We start from the raw sequence: 19914 nt of genomic DNA, 5'->3' as shown, positions 1-19914 counted from the left end.
TCATGATTTCAATGAAAGGAATCAACTATCGGTATCCGAAATCCAAAAGTAATGTGCTTAATGATATTTCCATGTCCTTTAATCCGGACAAAGTAAACGTGATTGCTGGTTTGAACGGTGCGGGGAAGACAACCCTTTTCGATTTGATCACAGGAGTATATCCGAAACAAGAAGGCGAATTCCATAACATCCCTACCATGGATGAAATCCTGTATCAAATCCAAGGTGCATTCTTATCACTCATGATATTAGGAAAAGATTATGCAAGACTTGTGTACAAGATATCAGGTAAGAAATTTCAAAAAGGGTCTCCATCGTCTTTCATCGATTTAGGGGATAAGCGGGAGAATGAATTGCTGGAGAAGCTATGGTGGCGTGAAATCGGACAGATGTCTGTAGGTGAGAGGAGATGGTTGTATGTCACTCTCTTATCTCAACTAGACAGGAAAATGTATCTATTCGATGAACCGACCAGTGCAATCGATCCGTCTTCAAGGCTGAAAATTTGTAAACGGTTAGAAAAGCTTGCGAAAGAACCTGGCAAGACGGTCATCATGTCGAGCCATCATCTTCATGAACTGGAGTTCATCGCATGCAAATTGTTCATCATCAACAAGGGAAGCATCACCTTTCATGGTTCTTATCAGGAATTCCTTGCCACATATGACACCACCAACCCAGACATTGCATTCGACCATTGCATCAACCTATAAAGAAGCAGCTGACTCGTTCCATCGAGTCAGCTCTTTTTGCATGATTAACCGATTAAGCAGGAGATGACAACAAGTTGTATAAGTAACAAGTAAGAAGAACTGGAAAAGGAGTGAAGGTGTTGAACAAAATCCAGAAGATCTCGACGAACCTGTGGTTTGATTCGCAAGCGGAAGAAGCGGCACATTTCTATACGACTGTTTTCGAAAACTCCAAGATTGGGAGAATGACTCGCTACGGGAAGGAAGGGTATGAAATCCACGGAAAGCCGGAAGGCACCGTGATGAACGTGGAATTCCAACTGGAGGGCCAATCATTTGTCGCATTGAATGGCGGGTCTCAGTTCAAATTCAACGAATCGATCTCGTTTATCATCCATTGCGAGAGCCAAGAGGAAATCGACTACTACTGGGAAAAGCTGAGTGAAGGGGGAGACGAAGAGGCGCAAGTATGTGGCTGGCTGAAGGATCAGTTCGGAATATCGTGGCAGATCGTCCCCGCCAACTTGCCAGAAATGCTCAGCGACCCGGACCCTGAAAAAGTGAACAGAGTCATGCAAGCCTTGCTCCAAATGAAAAAGATCGACATCGCAACGCTCAAACGGGCTTATGAAGGATAACTTCCTAATGCCCTAGTCAGCTGTACAGTCATCTTTGTTCTCTAAACATAAGATAAAATACTTATGTTTAGGAGAGGGTTTTTGTTGTGTCGATTAAAAGAGAATTAATGAATTATATACGAAATGAAATCCTAAAGTCTAAATCAAAGTGTGATGCTAATTGTGAATGTGATAAATGTTGTGAAAAAAACAACAGCTGTACGATTTGTCCACCGGGACCACCAGGCCCTCCTGGTCCACCAGGACCTCCAGGAACAACATGTATTAGAACCAATCCTGAAAATGGATGTTCTGTCGCGGAAGGAATAGAGACGACTGTTGCAAATGGTTTTGCTTCCCATGCAGAAGGGTGTAATACAGTGGCAAGTGGGGATTGTTCCCATGCGGAGGGAAGTGACACACAAACATCAGCTTCAGCGACTTCAGCACATGCCGAAGGGAGCAATACGAACGCTAATGGAGTTGCCTCGCACGCAGAGGGAGAGAGTACTACTGCGAATGGTGCTCAATCACACGCAGAAGGGAATGGCACGACTGCTGGTGGTGAATCTTCCCATGCGGAGGGAGTGAATACAACAGCGAGTGGTCTTGCTGCTCATGCGGAGGGGTCGGAGACGGTCTCAAGTGGGAATTTCTCTCATGCGGAAGGTAGAGGAACAACTGCTAGTAATGAAGCTTCACACTCTGAAGGTAAAAACACAACTGCCAGTGGAGTTGGCTCTCATTCGGAAGGTGAGAATACAATTGCTAGTGGTGATCAATCTCATGCAGAAGGAATTGATACACAAGCTACAGGAGCAAATTCTCATGCAGAAGGTAACGCTACCATCGCAAGCGGCCTATCGTCACATGTAGAGGGTGTAGATTCAACTGCTGAAGGGGATTTCTCTCATGCTGAGGGGTCTGCTAATATTGCCTTTGGTAATAGCTCACATGCTGAAGGGGAGGGAAACAGTGCCACAGGAAGAGCGTCCCATGCAGAAGGAGGAGCGGTTGATCAACTCGGAAATGGAGCCCCTACATTAGCGAGTGGAGATAGTTCTCATGCCGAAGGTGTTGGTACAATTGCTAGTGGATTTGCGGCTCATGCAGAAGGAGGAACTTCTGATGTTAATTCAGACCTTGGTCCACAAACAACTGGTGATTTTTCACATGCCGAAGGTGCAAGTACATTCGCCGTTGGTGTAGCTTCCCATTCGGAAGGAATAAGGACTGAAGCTAATGGAACGGGCTCTCATGCTGAAGGTTTTGAAACAATCGCAAATGCATTCGCTTCACATTCAGAAGGTTGTAACACTAATGCAAATGGGAATTATGCTCATGCAGAAGGTATAGTTACTACTTCTGAGGGAGAAGCTTCCCACACAGAAGGAAGAGAGACGAGAGCATTCGGAGAGAATTCTCATGCAGAAGGCTTTCGAACTACAACAGGAGATGCAGCTGATCCAACACAGGGTATAAATGCACATGCAGAAGGCAGTTCAACTATTGCCAGCGGTGGAAACTCTCATGCTGAGGGGAATGGAACTATAGCTAGCGGTCTTAACTCCCATGCAGAAGGAGAAAACACGACTACAGCAGGATTCCAAAACGCTCATATCATGGGACGTTTCGGGGATGCAGAAGAAGCCCACTCATGGTTTATCGGAAATGGTACTACAGCTGTTTTGAGAGGTTTAGGCGCAAAGTGGCTTGCATCGGATGGTGAGATGTATATTGATGGTGCAGCTTACAACACAGGTGGAGCAGACTTCGCAGAAATGTTTGAAACAGAGGATGGCAAGAGTATAGATGTTGGTTATTTTGTAACCGTTAGTTCAGAGGACAAGATAAGAATTGCTACCAATAAAGATGATTTCATCTTAGGTATCAGCAGTGCTACCCCTAGTTTAATAGGAGATAGTGCGGGACTAAGTTGGCATGGCAGGTACGACCTCGACGAATGGGGAAGAAGAACCTATCATGAAGTTACGATTCCAGCTCAGAAAGACGGAGATGGAAATGAGATCATTCCTGAGCGAACAGAAATTCAACCTGTCATTAATCCGGATTGGGATCCCCAACGTGAATATATTCCGAGAAAGAAGCGTCCAGAGTGGGTTCCAGTAGGACTTGTTGGAAAGATTTTGGTCCGAGATGATGGAACCTGTAAAACCCATGGGTACTGCTGGCCAAATGAAAAAGGAATAGCTACCAATGCTAAAAAAGGATTCTTAGTCTTGAAACGAACGGGACCAAACCAAGTACTGGTCTTAATTAACTCTACAACAAACAATCAATACAACAAGGTAGACCAGCTAAAAGGGTTGGCTGAATTAAGAGATCAGGGGATTCTGACGGAAGAAGAATTCCTTATTGAGAAACAGAAATTACTAGCATCTTAATAGAAGTTTTACAGAGAGCTGCCACTATCTATGAGTCAGCTCTTTTTAAATGGGAAACAAAATCTGTTTGACCTGAACAAACCTTCCCAATTATGATGAAAATATCAAAGACAGGAAGAATGAAGAGAGGAGAGATTCCTATGACGTTCGCACGACCTCCTTGTTAATCCCTATGCTTCCGTAGTTCTCGAGCACCTCCAGATGATTCAGCAACCAGGCAATCATCATGGAGAGGAGCGCTCAAATGAACTATACGAAAAACATCCACAAACTCTATATCATCAGTTTCTTTTTTGGACTCATGCCAGCCTATGTAATCGAGCGGCTGTTTTGGAAAGCGCGAGGCATGACGATTCAGATGGTCGTTTATGCGGAGATCATCTATGCGGCCACGATCGTTTTACTAGAGGTGCCGACCGGAATCCTCGCCGATAAATGGGGACGGAAGAACATGATTGTCGTCTGTGCCTTCCTCGGGAGTCTCGAGTTTTTCCTATTGATCTACTCGACGGAATTCTGGCACTTCGCCGTTGTCGTGTTCCTTGCCGGAATCGCCACCACGGCCTACAGCGGATCAGCGAATGCATTTCTGTTCGATTCCTTGAAAACGAGTGGCGCAGAGACACACTTTGAAAAAGAACTCGGCCGGATCAATGCGATCGATATCACGTCGACGATCATCGCGGCATTAAGCGGGAGTTTCCTCGCGAGCCGTTTCGACTTCGAGTTGAACTACTGGCTGTCCTTTGGCGGAATGACCATTGCCATGCTGTTTTCTTTTACGCTCGTAGAACCGCCGAACCAGCATGAATCCGATGAAACGACGAACTTCCGAGAATACATCAGTACCTCATTCAATGTGTTCCGGAGAAATCCCGCCATTTTCCAGGTGGTCCTTGTCGGGATGGTAACGGGAGCTGCGATTACGTTCATCGATGAGTTTTGGCAGCTGTATCTGGACCGGATCGGGATTCCGATCGTGTTCTTCGGGATCTTTTCAGCAGCAACTTTTCTCTTGAGGATACCCGGGACGCTGTTCGCATATCTGTTAAAAAGTACGTTCAGCTACCGAAGTTTGCTCATCACGGTATCTGTCGTGTTTTCGATTGGTATCGCCTGCATTGCACTGTTCAAGGGAAGTATCGGTTTGATTGCGATCCTGATCGTCTGCTTGTTTGCAGGCATCACGGAACCGCTCACGACAGGATACTTGCATCACCGGATCGATTCTAAAATGCGGGCGACGGTTGATTCGTTCCAATCACTCGGCTTGAACGTCATCATGATCCTCACAAGTTTAGGGTTCGGTTATTTTTCAACCCGATACGATCTGTTCGGAGGGTTCGGTTTCATCGCCATCTTCTGTACGATTTTCCTTCTATACCTTACGATGGACAAAAAAGAACTGGACATATAAAAGAGGGCGCTGAATCACTCAGTGCTTGTTCTTCTTCTGAGAAAACTTTAAGACACCATTTCAATTGGTCTTGACCTTTGTAAACCCTTACTTCTAGAAAGTAAGAAAGACCTCTCCAGGAACAGATTGATAGACACGCGTTATGAGTGTTTCATCTGAACCTTGAGAGGCCACATATTAGTTAATCATTCAGCTGATTTTGCCTAGCATGATACCTGAAATTGGGATTTCATGCTAGGTTTTATGTTTTATTGGGCTGTACATACTTTACCAATAGCAAGTCTACGGGGTAAATTTCCAACAGGAACAGTGCCAATAACGGCATCTGTTGAAGAATCGATGACAGATACATTGTTACTGTCATTATTAACCACATAAGCTTTTGTGCCATTGGGTGTAACAGCAACATCTATAGGATCATCTCCGACAGGAACTGTTGTGATAACAGTATCAGTAACTACATTAATAACAGAAACATTTGCACTAAAACGATTGACAACATACACTTTAGTCCCATCTGGTGTTATTGCTAGTGTGCCGGGTCGAACTCCAACAGGGACAGTAGTAATAATAGTATTTGTAGTAGTGTTAATAACAGAAACATTGTTACTATTACCATTAGAGACATATACTTTAGTTCCATCTGGTATTATTACTAGTTGTCTGGGAGAGGTTCCAACAGAAACAGTAGCAATAACAGTATTTGTTGTTGTGTTGATCACAGAAACATTGTTACTATCGAGATTAGTAACATAAGCTTTTGTGCCATCTGGTGTTATTGCCACATTAGCAGGAGAGGTTCCAACAGGAACAGTAGCCATAACAGTGTTTGTAGTAGTGTTGATTACAGAAACATTGTTACTAACCATATTAGGAACATATACTTTGGTTCCATCTGGCGTTATTGCAACATCAAAAGCTCCAAGCCCAACAGGAATAGTAGCGATAACAGTATTAGTGGACGTGTTAATTACAGATACACTGTTATCATCTTGATTAACTACATAAGCTTTGATTCCATCTGGTGTAATTGCTAGTGTTCTGGGTCCAACTCCAACTGGAACAGTAGCAATAACAGTATTTGTAGTCGTGTTGATTACAGAAACATTGTTACTATTAAGGTTAGTAACATATGTTTTAGTCCCATCTGGTGTTATTGCTACTTCCGATGGGGTTACCCCAACAGGTACAGTTGCAATGACTAAATCTGTTGCTGTATTGATTACAGAAACATTATTACTCTCTTCATTAAGAACATAAGAAAGTACATCGCAAGATTCAATTGGTCCAAAATCAACTGAAACTACACTTTTGCAACTAAATGTAACAGGATCGCCTTCGTTTGTGCCTGTAACACAACATGTCTTATGATCGAAACACAAAAAGACAATGCCAATCCGTTCTGATGATTTCTCAAAACGGACATTTACTCTGGTACCTGCTTGTAGGTGTCTGAATATACTACATAAACATGAATCATTACATGAGGGGAACTTCTTCATTTTCCACCCTCCTTTTTTATGCTCGTACACTTAATGTATGTAGGAGGAGGGGGAGTGGTATAGGCAAGCCCATCATGAGTTACAAAAGAAAAGCCTAACATGATTCCTTAAATTACAAGATTCGTTTACATACCGGTAATAGAGGTTTCATGATAGGTTTTTTTTTAGATAATAAAGTTACTAAGTCAAAAGGGTTCTATTAGAGAATTAAAACATGACATTTATGGTTTCTCCACGACAATTTATAATGAGCTAGGTCTAATTCTTTCGCTCTCATTTAATTTAAATTCCATAATAATTTCCCGCAAAAACGCTACATAGTGTTCATCTCTTACCAACCATGCCAAGTGGTTTCGTTTCACGAAACGCTCAGCATCCTGAAAGCTAGCGTACTGTTCAGATAATATCTCGCCATTCATTTCAACGACCCAATTTTCCCCATCAGCCGCATAAATGAAAAAGCGATCTTCGTTTCTGTTCTCGAACAAACTGCCTTCTGCCGTTTCCTTCAGGTTGTATCGGTTACGGATCGCATCCGGTCTCATCGGTTCGATCAAGAAGGCAGCCCGAGCATACAATTGATAGGACTCTTCGTTCATCGAGCATCCGGACGCCTTCGCATGCCCGCCTCCACCGAACTGACCGGCTACCTCGGAGACATCGACATGGTCATGGATCGTCCGGAAGCTGATCTTTTTCCCGCCCATATTGAGGATCGTAATGTAATCGAGGTGGGGATTTTCCAATCCTAATTCGTTCCCGAGCTCAGAGAAATACGATTCTGCATGAACGATGCCTGTGCAATGATCTCCGACGAACGTCTGGACAAGCTCCCGCTTTTTCCGGCGGATGTAACGCTCGATCTTATCCTCCTCCATATCAAGAAGCTTAACTTCAAAATCATCATATTCGAAGTGCGCCTGCTCTTGCAGCCTCGGCACCATCTTTTCAACGAACTCATCGATCGACACCATGAAAAAGAGGTCATTCAACTGCTTCGCTTTGATGTTGTCATTCGCGTCCCATTCCCACGTATCGTATTGACGGACGAGCTCGACGAATTCCTCTAGCGCAGCGGAAGGCTCCAGATGTCCCTTATGAACGAGGTACCCATATAAAAGGGAGGTCGCACATGCGAGGCGACCGTCGTCATACTCGACTTTCACATAACCCCAATCATAGTCATTGAAACGGAGGGCCGTTTTATGATGGTCAATCAGTTGGACCTTTCCGCCATCATGAAACCATTCACCCAACGCTTCTTCATTCTTTTCATTGACCGAAAGATCGGTAATCAACACAGTCCAATCTTTGTTTTTTTTCTCATATAAATAGTCGAGAAACCGCTCCACCTGGTGATCGAGCCCCATCACCGAATTGTAGCGAACATCCACCTGGTCGCCGAACGCAATCTTTGCGACAATCCCACATCCGACACCATCCAAATCATTGTGCGTGAACAATTTGTACATAACCGTCTCCTTGTGTATGTAAGTCTTAGCTGTTTTAGTTTGTTAAGAATACAAGGAACTATTCGCACAAAAAAAGACGAGCAAGCCACAAGGGACCTGCTCATCAAATCGTTCGATTTTAGTAAACTTTGTCTCCGTTAAAAATGGAGTTCTTCACGATGACATAATCGACGTGACGGATGGCATCAATGTTTGTTCCGCCCGCATAAGAGATAGCGGATTGAAGATCCTGCTCCATCTCGGTCAATGTATCCTGTAGGGAACCTTTATGTTCGACAAACATTTTCTTACCTTCAACATTTTTCTTTTCGCCTTTTTGGAACTCGGAAGCGGAACCGAAATATTCTTTAACCAGCTTTCCGTCTATCGTCATCGTTTCACCAGGAGATTCTTCATGACCCGCGAACAACGAACCGATCATCACCATCGAAGCTCCGAAACGGATCGATTTCGCAACATCTCCATGTGTACGGATTCCGCCGTCAGCAATAATCGGTTTGCTTGCTGCCTTCGCACACCACCGAAGAGCTGCCAATTGCCATCCACCTGTACCAAAACCGGTTTTGATTTTGGTGATACAAACCTTCCCAGGTCCGATACCGACCTTGGTTGCATCAGCTCCGGCATTCTCCAACTCTCTTACCGCTTCAGGCGTACCAACGTTACCGGCAATCACAAAGCTTCCAGGTAAATGGTATTTGATATGTTGGATCATCTCAATGACCGCAGTAGAATGACCATGAGCGATATCAATTGTGATGTATTCCGGCACCAACTGCTGCTCCGCTAATTGACGGATGAAACTGTACTCTTCTTCCTTCACGCCGACACTGATGGAGGAGATCAAGCCGTGCTCTTTCATGTTTTTGATAAAATTTAAACGCTTTTCAGGTTGGAAGCGGTGCATGATATAGAAGTATTGTTTTTCAGCAAGATAAACGGCGATCTTCTCGTCGATGATCGTTTGCATGTTCGCTGGAACGACAGGAAGCTTGAACGTATGCTCTCCTAAAGTAACGGTTGTATCACATTCTGAACGGCTATTAACCACACATTTTGCGGGAATTAACTGAATATCTTCATAATCAAATACATTATCCAAGATGAAACACCCCTAAACACGAATATTTATATTGTTAATTATAATAATTGTTCGTACATAGTCTAATGTAAATCATTATGAAGAAGAAGTCAAAGGGACTTTTCGTTATTTGTAAAATATTTCTTGACCTGAGATCGGAAAGACGGTTACATAAAATAAAAAGGTTCATACGAACAGGAATCGGACATTAAGGCACGACCATTTTTGTAAAAAAGGTAAGGGGCTGGCGGAATGGAAATCAAACAAATATCAGAGCACATTTGGAGCTTGAAGACGTGGATGATTGTGCCGATCCACGTATGGGTTGTAAAAGAAGAAGACGGGGTCACACTCGTTGATGCAGGTATCGGGATGATGGGGAAGGGAATTCTCAAATTCATCAATGGATTGGATGCTGGACCTTTGAAAAGGATTGTCCTGACGCACGGACATCCCGATCATGTCGGAGCATTGAAGTCAATATTAAAAGAAACCGAAGTCCCGGTATATGTGCACAGTAATGAAATTCCGTATATGGAAGGTAAAAAAGCGTATCCGGGACGAAAGAAACCTTCCGCAAATGTCTCCGAAAATCTCGCACAACCATTGATGGAAGACGAAACAGGAAAGCTCAACAAAATCGGCAACCTGGAACCGTATTGGACGCCAGGGCACGCGCCAGGTCATGTTGTCTATTATCAACCGGAAGATGGCGTGTTGCTCGCAGGTGATTTATTCACTTCGAAAAATGAGAAGCTCTATCGACCGATGCCGATGTTCACCTATGACATGGAGGAAGCGGTCCGGAGCAGCCAGATCGTCGGAGAACTGAAGCCAAAACGCCTCGAAGTCTGTCATGGAAAAGCGGTCCTGAATCCCGCAGACCACCTCGATCAATACATCCAGGAAACAACGAAAACCTATTCAATCAAGGAAGAGAACGTGTTCAAAGGATAAGCATACAAGACCAGGGTCTCAAACGAGAACGCTGGTCTTTTTCTATTTTCCAAAATAATGAAACTTTTTCCCCGTTTCAATCGTAAACAGATACTGAAAGCAGGTGAACGAAATGAAACGATGGATTCCAATTCTTATTTTCTTCTTGGTCATGTTATTGTTCCCGAACCAAGCATTTGCTGTGGAATATTCGATTACGGAAGCAAGGATCGATGCCTATCTGCAGGAAAACGGGGACGTACAAGTTGAGGAGACATTTACATATGCATTCGAAGGGAAGTTCAACGGCATCACAAGGGAAGTGATTCCGAAGAAAGGGTCCGAGATCAAAGCCTTCAAAGCCACTGAAGATGGAAAAGCGTTGAAGGTGGAACGAGACGATCATTTTTACAAGATCCATCGGAAAGGGTCGGACGAAGTGGTCGAAGTGGATCTCACCTATACGATTAAAAAAGGCGTCGAAGTCTATTCTGATGTCGCTCAGTTCTATTGGGCTTTTTACGATAGAAGTAATGAATCAACGTATGAAAACCTGTTGATCGCCATACACCCTCCGAAAGATACCGAAGATGTGATTGCGTTCGGTTATGATGAAGCGTATGGAGATGAAGACATTCTGCCGAATGGAACGGTCTATTTTGACATGGGTCGGGTACCGGACAATACGAACGGAGATATCCGGGTAGCTTATGATCAAGCTCTGTTTCCATCCGCGACTCCATTTTCCGATCAACCGATGAAAGAAGAGATTTTACAGGAGAAAGAGGATCTTCAGGCACAAGTCATAGCAAAAGCGGAACGACATAGGGCTCTCGACAGGACGGCAAGCATCGCCCTCCCGATTGTAGGTCTGTTAATCGTTTTAAACTATATAGGGTTATGGAAAGGTCATGCCAATCGGAAAAGGGAAGCCGAAAGGGAGATGGACCTTACCCGCAATGTACCGAAACAGAGGATGAGCCTATCGGCGACCATTGCTTACACCAATTATAAGCAACTTCCACCTGAAGCCATCTCTGCCGCTATGTTGGATCTCGTACGGAAAAAGTATGTGAAGCGCATTGCCGAAGACCGTTTCCAAATCATCCATAGGGAAGGTGCCTTGAAGCATGAACAAATCCTTATGGAATGGCTGTTTGATGTAATCGGAGAAAACGGTGAATTCGGTTTCAATGATCTTAAACGCTATACACGACTAAAGATAAACCATGAAACTTATCGCAACTACAGTACGAAATGGCAGAAAGCCGTAAAAGAAGAAGTGAACGAGAACCAGCTCTATGAAAACAAGAAAGCATACCGTATATCAATCGGGTTATCCAGTATCATTTTTATGCCATTCATCTTCGGCTTCCATGGTTTGCTACTCTGGATGATTACAACAGTCCTTCTCGTCGGTGCAATCATCGTTTATGCGTTCTCGTACAATCCGAGAACGGAAAAAGGAGCCTTGATCCATTATGAATGGAAGGAGTTCAAGAAACGATTTGAAACCCTGAATGAAGAAGACTGGAGAACATGGTCAGATGACGATCAATTACGCGCCTATATCTACGGACTCGGTACGAAAACCAAATCAATCATTAAGAAGAATGAAAGGTTCTCCAAATCATTCTATCCACCAAGTACTAAAAATGCAGAGGAGGTAGCCTATTCCTCCACGGATGTCAGCAGCTTCATCATATTGGGAGCAGCATGCTCCAACAACTTCCAGGCAGCCAACCAATCCACTGGAGTCTCATTGGGAGCAAGTACAGCAGGATCTGGAGCAGGAGTTGGCGGTGGAGGAGGTGGATCCGGTGCATTCTGATGTAACATTAAATTTATATTGAGGAAGCCTTTCAATAAAGAAACGAGAGCTGAGTTGTTCAACATGACTGGGTAACTCTGTCTATAAACCATTTTCTGCTATTATTAAAGTGATTACCTTTTAAGTTGGTGAGAAATTATATGAATGAAAAAACTTTAAAAGATAAAATAGGAAATTTGAGTATATGGACTAAGGGTGACCAAAGAGCACCTCATAAACCATTATTATTACTGTATGCTCTTGCCAAATATCAAAGAGATAAGATTCGGGACTTACCGTATATTGAGGTTAAAGATAAGTTAAAAAAGTTACTATCTGAGTTCGGACCTCACCGACATTCGTATCATCCTGAGCATCCTTTTGTAAGGTTAACCAATGATGGTATATGGTCTTTAAATAAACAAGTTGGAAGGGACAATATCAAAAATAACTACCTTGTCCAAAATGAATTGGTTGGTGGATTCAACGATGAAGTGTGTCAATTGTTAAACAGGAATCCCAATATTATAGAAGAATTAGCCGACTTGATACTTCATAAACATTTCCCGCAAAGTATACATGAAGATATTCTATTGGCAGTTGGATTGGAAATAAGGATAAAGAAAAGTAAAACTAGAGATCCATTGTTTAGAAATAAAATATTAAGAGCTTACGAGTATAGTTGTGCTGTGTGTGGATTTAATATCCGATTAGGAAATAACCTGGTTGCCATAGAAGCTGCGCATATCAAGTGGTTTCAATTGGGTGGACCGGATACTGAACAAAACGGCATAGCCTTATGTTCACTACATCATAAGTTATTTGATAGAGGAGTTTTCACACTGACAAATAAGAGGCAATTAATTGTATCAGAAGAAGCACATGGTACGAAAGGATTTAGAGAATGGCTTATGAATTATCATGGAAATTATTTAAAGAGTCCAATAAACAATTCCTACTCCCCAAATGAGGCATATCTTAACTGGCATTTTAGAGAGGTTTTCCGAGGAGAAGCCAGACCTTTTTAAAGGAGGTTAATTATGAACGAATTAAACCATATGAAGGAAGCGTATGGTTTTTTGTATAAGATTGAGAACACACTTAGAAAATACATATCTAAAGAATTACAGTTGGTTTATGGTGAGAACTGGTACGAAGCTTCATATAAATTTTATTTAAGAAGGCAACCTAATAAATCATTTGTAAATTTACAATTTCATGAATTAATAAGTTTCTTTAAAAGTTGCCGTATTTTTATCAACAGCCTTCCTAGGAGTTTATTTTCAAATCTCTATTATTTATGTCCAATCAGAAACAAAATAGCTCATTGCGTTGTGCTTGATGAAACAGAGTTCAAAATTTTGAGAAACACATATAACCAACTTCTTGAGACTATACAGATATAACAATAGTAATTAATAGTAAACCCAAACCCTATATTTAACTATTATGGTAAGTTATACTTATATATAAGAACTAGTAGAAAGGGTTTATGTAAATGGATAATAAAGTAATGATTGTTCCTTCTGCCTCAAGACTTACCGAGTCATTAAGAGATATAGGATATGATATACCAACATCTATTGCAGATCTAGTAGATAATAGCATTGAAGCAAAAGCAACCGAAATATGGATAGATGTCGAATACATTGGTATCCACTCGTATATTTCGATATCTGATAATGGCGTTGGCATGAGTGCAAATGAGATAGATGAAGCCCTTCGTTATGGAAGCAATAGTAATTATAATGAAAAAAGTTTAGGGAAATTTGGGTTAGGTCTTAAGACAGCCTCATTAAGTCATTGTAAAAAAATCACTATTGCTAGTAAAAACCAATATGAAGAAATTAATACACTATGTTGGGATTTAGATCATATAAACAAAAGTGACAAGTGGGAAGCTCTAAAATTAAGTGAGAATGAGTTTAACGAGATTATTTTAGAAAGGTTAAACAGTAACAATGGAACAGTAGTAGTTTGGGAGAATTTAGATAGAATTCTATATAAAGACGAAGATAGTATTCTCACACAAAGGGAATTTGCGGGAATTTGTAGACAAATTGAAGAGCATATAGGGATGGTATTTCATAGATTTATTTCAGGTACAAATGTTCCAAAGGTTAACATCTATATAAATGGGAATTTAATTCAAGCATGGGATCCTTTTGTAGTGGATGAACCCTGTACAAAAGCTATAGATACTTCAATATTGAAATTTAAAGACAGCTCTAACTCTGAAATAAATGTTAAAGTTAGACCCTATATCCTCCCGCATGAATCTCAATTTTCATCTAAGCAAGCCCATGCTAAGGCTGCTGGACCTAAAAAATGGAATAGGCAGCAAGGATTATATATCTATAGAAATAATAGATTGATACAAAGTGGAGGTTGGAATAGGCTAAGAGCTGCTGACGAGCATACAAAACTTGCCCGTTTGGCAATAGATTTTGACTCAAGAGCTGATAATGCATTTCAGATAAATATTTCAAAAATGAAAGTGAAAATTCCTAATGTTATTCGAGGGGAATTATTAGAAATTGCAAAAAAAGTGAGTGCGAAAGCAAATGAAGTCTATCGTAATAAGGGTGATTCAAAGAGACCTCCTCAAAAAGCAAAGCTGCCTCCCAAAAAACATCCAAGAAAAGAACCTGGATTAGAAATAAAGACTAAACCCAAAAAAAACTCTTCAACCCAGATTCTACATAGCAATAAAGATTTGGATAATACAATAATAAAGATTCTAGACATTATTAAACAAGAGCTAAGTGAAGAAGAATATTTACTAAATAAAATTTTAAGTAGGCTTTCAAATATTGATGAGATTAAAAAGCTACAAGAAAGGGGCAAAAATAATGAATAGTCTTATAGAATCATATCTCAGAATTGTAAATGTTCTAATAGACACTACAAATTGTTCTATAGAAGAAGCAATAATTAATCCTGCTATTCCTGAAGAATATAGGGAACAAATTAAAAAAGAGTATTACAAAGATAATTATATTACTATAAGGGACCCAAGTGTGGTAACTGATCCAAATAGAGAAAGTAAACAATGGTTACCATACATTGATAGAAATAGTTGGTATTACTGGCCAAGGTTAAGAAATTATTTGATAGATAGTAAAGGTTGGTCTAATGAAACAGTAAGATCTATTGATGACGCTACTGATAAAATTTTAGGTGCAATGGACAATCCGTCATCTAACGAAGAATTTGATACTAAAGGTTTAGTAGTTGGATATGTCCAAAGTGGTAAGACAGCTAACTATACTGCTCTTATTTCTAAAGCAGTTGATACAGGATACAAAATAATTATAGTCCTAGCTGGTATGCAGAATTCATTAAGATACCAAACCCAAACGAGATTAGATAAAGAACTTGTAGGTATATCTAATGGAAGGCAAGTCGGAGTAAAAAGACCATCTCCAGAAAAAGAATGGCAGACTTTCACAAAAGCAGACCTGCATAATGGTGACTTTAATCCAGGAAATTCGTCGGCCGGCTTAAGCGGAAATAATCCTGTATTATTAGTAGTTAAGAAAAATGGAACAGTGTTAAGAAGATTATTATCATGGTTAGAACAAAGTCATGAGGATACAAGGCGTACAGTCCCTTGCTTAATAATAGACGATGAAGCCGATCAAGCTTCTATTAACACAGGTGGAAACAAACCTATTGACATTGATCCTGATTATGAAGATAACGAAGACTCGCCAAGCACAATTAATGATCTTATTAGAAAGTTATTAAATATGTTTACTAAAAAAGCTTATATAGCATATACTGCAACACCATTTGCGAATGTATTGATTGATCATGAAGCTGTTGATGTTAACGCGGGTCATGATTTGTATCCCAAATCATTTATTGTTGCTCTACCAAAACCAAACAATTATTTAGGTGCAACAGAAATATTTGGCTCATCAGATAATCCAGATGATCGATTAAATGTTATCGTGCATGTTCCCAAGAATGAAATTAAGGATCTAGTTCCTCAACATCGTAATGAAGTTGAGTCCTTTCAACCGAACATACCGGAGAGCTTGAAAGAAGCAATTATAGATTTTATTTTGGCAGGTGCAGCTAGACACCAAAGAGAAAGTGCCAATGTTCCAACTTCAATGCTTATTCATACAAGTTATAGGACTCTTATTCAAGAGAGACTTACCACTTTGATAGTAAAATATTTCAGTGAGTTAAGGGATGATTGGCGATATTTTCGCGAACAAGGTTTAAGAAGTAAATTTGAAAAAATTTGGAATGAAAAATTCAGGCCTTTAACTCGCTCTATTAATGTAAATGAAGATAAAAGCTTTTATGAAATTGAGTCACATATATCAACTTTTTTTGAAAAAGTTGACATTATACAATTACATAGTGAATCTGAAGATCAAATCAATTATGAAACTGATCCGAATCAATGTGTGATAGTTATAGGTGGTAACAGATTATCGAGGGGGTTAACAATTGAAGGTTTGTTAGTAAGTTACTTTGTTAGATCCTCAGCTACTTATGATACGCTAATGCAAATGGGAAGATGGTTTGGATATCGTAGAGATTATGCAGATTTAACTAGAATATACACAACTGCAATATTGGATAAGTGGTTTAGAGATTTAGCAACAGTTGAAGAGGAATTACACAGAGAAATAGCAAGATATCAACGTGAGAAATTGACACCTCTAGAAGTGGGTATAAAAATAAGACAACATTCTTCAATGTTAGTTACTAGCCCTTTAAAAATGAAAGCTTCACAGATCTTGAATATATCTTATGAAAATCAATTACTACAAACAATTACGTTCCCACTTAATAATAAAATTTGGCTTGATTCTAATCTTCAAATTACTAAAGGTTTTATCAAATCATTAGGGGTTCCGCTCCTAAATTCTTCTAAAAACAAACCTGTATGGAAACTGAATGAACCTTCTTTAATCTTAGACTTTCTTGCTGAATATAAGACGGATCCTTTTGCAACTAGGGTTAGATGTGAAAAGCTAAGAGAATATATAATAAAACAAAATAATTATCAAGAGCTAAATAAATGGACCGTAAGCATTATTGGAAGATCGAAACATAATGAAGAATTAGGTAAAATAGACTTTGGTATAACTGGAAGAGATGGAATAAATCTGATAGAAAGAACAAAAATAAAAGAAACTAATTCCTTAAAGGCAATTGTATCCCAAGATGATCAAGAAATAGGATTAAATGATAGTCAGCTTGCACTGGCAATGGAAATGTCTGAAAATGATAATAATTTATCTTATGTTGAAGCGTTGAGGCATGTTAGAGATAGTGATGAAGGATTATTACTAATTTATCCAATAAGTAAATACTCAGGTTACAAATTGAGGTATAACAATAATGAAGATTCAAATAACCGAGAACCGCTATTTGAGGACTTTGATCAAGGTCAGCACATAATTGGAATGGCATTAGTATTTCCTAAATCTAATACTGCAGCTACGGTACAATATGTGGTTGGTTCAGTGGGGGCATTATCCAATGAAAATTGAAGTAGTAACTGATAAGTGGAATGATCTTGATAAAAATATACCAACTTATGGATCGTTAAACGCTAAATATTTATTAGAAAATAGAGATGTCTTGATAGGGATTGATTACCAAGGACTTAGGCATTTACTCATTGGTATTGAAAACATTGAAGATTCTATTAAAGATACAAAGAGTAGAGGAATAACGGTTGAAGGAAAGAAATTGGTAATAAACCAAGATCCTGAAAGACTATTTTTGGATATTGTTTGTACAGACCCAAAGGGAAATAATTTATTTAATCTAGTAATAATAGATATTATTAACTTATTGAAGAGTGGAAATAATCCTAAAATAGCTGTTTCTAAAGTAATTAATAAATGGAGAAGCTTTTGGGGGAAAGTCAATGAAGCAATCCTTACAGAAGAAAGAATTATTGGATTGTTTGGTGAATTATGGTTTTTGCTTGTTTGGTTATTACCAAAAAACAAAAACTATTTAAAGTATTGGTCTGGTCCTACGGGATCAAGAAATGATTTTGAGTTACCTAATATTGGTATAGAAGTCAAGTCAACAACATCAATTAAAGGACATGTACATTCCATTAATGGTCTGGATCAGTTATTGATTCCCCAAAATGGAAACCTTTATTTTTATAGTCTTAGATGTAGAAAAGAAGGATCTTCAACCAATACATTGGACTCTCTAATAAATAAGGTGCGGGATCTAATTTCTAATGATGAAGAATTGTTAGAGTTGTTTGAAATTAGACTTGCACAAGCAGGATATTTTGAGGCTCATAAAGAGAAATATGATAGTTTCCGATTTCGGATAATTGAAGAAAGACTTTATGAAGTAGATGATTTATTTCCTAAATTAAGCACTGATTCTTTTGTTACTTTTCCAGAAGGTATAGAGAAGGTAAGTTATGTAATAAACTTAGATACTTCAAGAAGTCCAATTATTGCTACTACACCATCAAATTTCTTTTGAAATTAATTAGATAATTTCTATATATTTATTATTAAAGATATGTAATAATTAACTTACTAAGACGAAACAAATGTTCGTTTATTTATTGATTTTAGTAATAGGGGAGTTAAATATGGATATTATTGATTTATTTTCAGGTGGTGGAGGTCTTAGTGAGGGGTTTCATGAACATGGATTTAATATTGTTGCCCAAGTAGAAAAGGATACATGGGCTTGCGAGACATTAAAAACTAGAGGTGTATTCCATTATTTGGAATCTAATGATGATTTATCGTTGTATTATGAGTATTTAAATTCGATAGAGTCATATAGAGATATTAATGATAAAAGAAAGATAATATTTAAGAAGTATCCAGATCTAGAAGAAAAACTCAATATTGAAGTTCTAAATAAGAAATTTGGAAATCCAGAGAAAGATAAGCAAGCAACATCGTCGAAGCAAATTATTAAACTAATCGAAAGATCATTAATATATAACAATACGACCGAAGTTAGTGCTATTATAGGCGGTCCCCCTTGTCAAGCTTATTCTTTAATTGGTAGGGGGCGTATGAAGCAAGATGTGGACAGAGATGGTAGAAATTTTTTGTTTTATCATTATTTAAATTTAGTTAAAGAATTTCAACCAAAAGTATTTGTTTTTGAAAATGTACCTGGATTAATTTCCGCGAAAAAAGGAAAATTGTTTGAAATCATTCAAGAAGAATTTGATAAAATAGGGTATAAATTATCTTCAGGAAGAGAAGATGATGATAAAAAGAATGTATTAGATTTTTCTGAGTATGGTACATACCAAAGAAGAAAAAGACTTATCTTGTTTGGGCATAAAAGTGAATTTAAAATGGAGTATCCAGATTTTAGTTCATATGCGTTAAGAATTTCAGAAGAAATGAACACAAAAAATGTATTATCAGATCTCCCAACATTAACACCTGGTCAGGGCTATGATCACAAACTTATACGTTATGAAAGTGAAGCTAGAACAAGTTTATCAGAATACCAAAAACTAATGAGAAGAAATAGCCCAGGGATTCTAAATCATAAAGCAAGAAAACTTCAAAAACAAGATGAAAAAATATATAGTATTGCTATTAAAAAAGCAAGTGAGGGTAAACAATTAAACTATTCTGATTTACCAGCAAGTTTAAAAACTCATAAAAATACCAGTTCTTTTCTTGATAGATTTAAAGTACACAGGTGGAATGAATTGCCACATACAGTAGTTGCTCATATTTCTAAAGATGGTCATTATAATATTCATCCTGACCAAAAACAATTAAGGTCATTGACGGTGAGAGAGGCTGCTAGAATACAAGGGTTCCCGGATAATTACTATTTTGAAGGACCTAGAACCGCTCAATTTGTTCAAGTTGGGAATGCAGTCCCGCCTACAATGTCCAATGTGGTAGCAAAAGCAGTTAAAGAAGTATTAAATAATACGAAGCAATAATTACTTAGTAATTATTGCTTCTTTTTTTTTTGAAAACATAAGA

At 39.1% G+C, this 19914-nt stretch carries 15 protein-coding genes; 12 read left to right on the top strand and 3 right to left on the bottom strand.

Features of this window, described 5'->3' with window-relative positions; all coding sequences use genetic code 11:
* Nucleotides 1-2: 2 nt before the first annotated feature.
* The 4 genes from ACXQIQ_RS07755 to ACXQIQ_RS07740 all read left to right on the top strand — a co-directional run bounded on the left by ACXQIQ_RS07755 (nucleotide 3) and on the right by ACXQIQ_RS07740 (nucleotide 5131).
* A complete protein-coding gene (locus ACXQIQ_RS07755; protein ID WP_439299336.1) occupies nucleotides 3-713 on the top strand; it encodes an ATP-binding cassette domain-containing protein in 711 nt (236 codons plus the stop codon).
* A gap of 116 nt (nucleotides 714-829) precedes the next feature.
* A complete protein-coding gene (locus ACXQIQ_RS07750; protein ID WP_439299337.1) occupies nucleotides 830-1330 on the top strand; it encodes a VOC family protein in 501 nt (166 codons plus the stop codon).
* A gap of 359 nt (nucleotides 1331-1689) precedes the next feature.
* Nucleotides 1690-3714, top strand: coding sequence for a peptidase G2 autoproteolytic cleavage domain-containing protein (locus ACXQIQ_RS07745; RefSeq protein WP_439299338.1), 2025 nt, complete (start codon nucleotides 1690-1692; stop codon nucleotides 3712-3714).
* Nucleotides 3715-3958: 244 nt separating this feature from the next.
* Nucleotides 3959-5131 (top strand): MFS transporter, encoded by a 1173-nt coding sequence (locus tag ACXQIQ_RS07740; protein WP_439299339.1) that lies wholly within the window; start codon nucleotides 3959-3961, stop codon nucleotides 5129-5131.
* A gap of 248 nt (nucleotides 5132-5379) precedes the next feature.
* On the opposite strand, the gene ACXQIQ_RS07735 is transcribed toward ACXQIQ_RS07740, so the two are convergent.
* The 3 genes from ACXQIQ_RS07735 to guaC form a co-directional block, all read right to left on the bottom strand.
* Nucleotides 5380-6633, bottom strand: a complete 1254-nt coding sequence (locus ACXQIQ_RS07735; protein ID WP_439299340.1) for a beta-propeller fold lactonase family protein — start codon at nucleotides 6631-6633, stop codon at nucleotides 5380-5382.
* A 242-nt stretch (nucleotides 6634-6875) separates the two neighbouring features.
* Nucleotides 6876-8105 carry a DHH family phosphoesterase gene (locus tag ACXQIQ_RS07730; protein WP_439299341.1) on the bottom strand — a complete coding sequence of 410 codons (1230 nt, stop codon included), beginning with the start codon at nucleotides 8103-8105 and terminating at the stop codon, nucleotides 6876-6878.
* 118 nt (nucleotides 8106-8223) lie between these two features.
* The gene (guaC, locus tag ACXQIQ_RS07725) at nucleotides 8224-9207 is read right to left on the bottom strand and encodes a GMP reductase (RefSeq protein ID WP_439299342.1); all 984 of its coding nucleotides are present in this window, start codon (nucleotides 9205-9207) and stop codon (nucleotides 8224-8226) included.
* A gap of 231 nt (nucleotides 9208-9438) precedes the next feature.
* Here guaC and ACXQIQ_RS07720 point away from each other — a divergent pair, with 231 nt between their 5' ends.
* The 8 genes from ACXQIQ_RS07720 to ACXQIQ_RS07685 all read left to right on the top strand — a co-directional run bounded on the left by ACXQIQ_RS07720 (nucleotide 9439) and on the right by ACXQIQ_RS07685 (nucleotide 19871).
* A complete protein-coding gene (locus ACXQIQ_RS07720) occupies nucleotides 9439-10143 on the top strand; it encodes an MBL fold metallo-hydrolase (protein WP_439299343.1) in 705 nt (234 codons plus the stop codon).
* A 112-nt stretch (nucleotides 10144-10255) separates the two neighbouring features.
* Complete coding sequence (locus ACXQIQ_RS07715; RefSeq protein ID WP_439299344.1) at nucleotides 10256-11953, top strand: DUF2207 domain-containing protein; 1698 nt, start codon at nucleotides 10256-10258, stop codon at nucleotides 11951-11953.
* Between the two features lie 140 nt (nucleotides 11954-12093).
* Nucleotides 12094-12960: a phosphorothioated DNA-binding restriction endonuclease gene (locus tag ACXQIQ_RS07710; RefSeq protein ID WP_439299345.1), complete on the top strand. Its 867-nt coding sequence runs from the start codon at nucleotides 12094-12096 to the stop codon at nucleotides 12958-12960.
* Nucleotides 12961-12972: 12 nt separating this feature from the next.
* Complete coding sequence (locus tag ACXQIQ_RS07705; RefSeq protein WP_439299346.1) at nucleotides 12973-13338, top strand: Swt1 family HEPN domain-containing protein; 366 nt, start codon at nucleotides 12973-12975, stop codon at nucleotides 13336-13338.
* Between the two features lie 92 nt (nucleotides 13339-13430).
* Complete coding sequence (locus ACXQIQ_RS07700) at nucleotides 13431-14792, top strand: ATP-binding protein (RefSeq protein ID WP_439299347.1); 1362 nt, start codon at nucleotides 13431-13433, stop codon at nucleotides 14790-14792.
* Nucleotides 14785-17451, top strand: a complete 2667-nt coding sequence (locus tag ACXQIQ_RS07695) for a Z1 domain-containing protein (protein ID WP_439299348.1) — start codon at nucleotides 14785-14787, stop codon at nucleotides 17449-17451. The genes ACXQIQ_RS07700 and ACXQIQ_RS07695 overlap by 8 nt, the downstream gene beginning before the upstream one ends.
* A complete protein-coding gene (locus ACXQIQ_RS07690; RefSeq protein WP_439299349.1) occupies nucleotides 17441-18421 on the top strand; it encodes a PD-(D/E)XK motif protein in 981 nt (326 codons plus the stop codon). The genes ACXQIQ_RS07695 and ACXQIQ_RS07690 overlap by 11 nt, the downstream gene beginning before the upstream one ends.
* 112 nt (nucleotides 18422-18533) lie before the next feature.
* Nucleotides 18534-19871 (top strand): DNA cytosine methyltransferase, encoded by a 1338-nt coding sequence (locus tag ACXQIQ_RS07685; RefSeq protein ID WP_439299350.1) that lies wholly within the window; start codon nucleotides 18534-18536, stop codon nucleotides 19869-19871.
* Nucleotides 19872-19914 lie beyond the last annotated feature (43 nt).

It is taken from the genome of Pseudalkalibacillus sp. Hm43, assembly GCF_054170705.1.
Note: the sequence above shows the minus strand (reverse complement) of the source record. Positions and strands in the feature narration are given on the sequence as shown.

Coding starts and splice junctions, on each gene's coding strand:
- ACXQIQ_RS07710 (WP_439299345.1), top strand. CDS start 12,094: ATGAATGAAAAAACTTTAAAAGATAAAATAGGAAATTTGAGTATATGG.
- ACXQIQ_RS07730 (WP_439299341.1), bottom strand. CDS start 8,105: ATGTACAAATTGTTCACGCACAATGATTTGGATGGTGTCGGATGTGGG.
- ACXQIQ_RS07715 (WP_439299344.1), top strand. CDS start 10,256: ATGAAACGATGGATTCCAATTCTTATTTTCTTCTTGGTCATGTTATTG.
- ACXQIQ_RS07740 (WP_439299339.1), top strand. CDS start 3,959: ATGAACTATACGAAAAACATCCACAAACTCTATATCATCAGTTTCTTT.
- ACXQIQ_RS07735 (WP_439299340.1), bottom strand. CDS start 6,633: ATGAAGAAGTTCCCCTCATGTAATGATTCATGTTTATGTAGTATATTC.
- ACXQIQ_RS07690 (WP_439299349.1), top strand. CDS start 17,441: ATGAAAATTGAAGTAGTAACTGATAAGTGGAATGATCTTGATAAAAAT.
- ACXQIQ_RS07685 (WP_439299350.1), top strand. CDS start 18,534: ATGGATATTATTGATTTATTTTCAGGTGGTGGAGGTCTTAGTGAGGGG.
- ACXQIQ_RS07695 (WP_439299348.1), top strand. CDS start 14,785: ATGAATAGTCTTATAGAATCATATCTCAGAATTGTAAATGTTCTAATA.
- ACXQIQ_RS07705 (WP_439299346.1), top strand. CDS start 12,973: ATGAACGAATTAAACCATATGAAGGAAGCGTATGGTTTTTTGTATAAG.
- ACXQIQ_RS07720 (WP_439299343.1), top strand. CDS start 9,439: ATGGAAATCAAACAAATATCAGAGCACATTTGGAGCTTGAAGACGTGG.
- ACXQIQ_RS07755 (WP_439299336.1), top strand. CDS start 3: ATGATTTCAATGAAAGGAATCAACTATCGGTATCCGAAATCCAAAAGT.
- ACXQIQ_RS07700 (WP_439299347.1), top strand. CDS start 13,431: ATGGATAATAAAGTAATGATTGTTCCTTCTGCCTCAAGACTTACCGAG.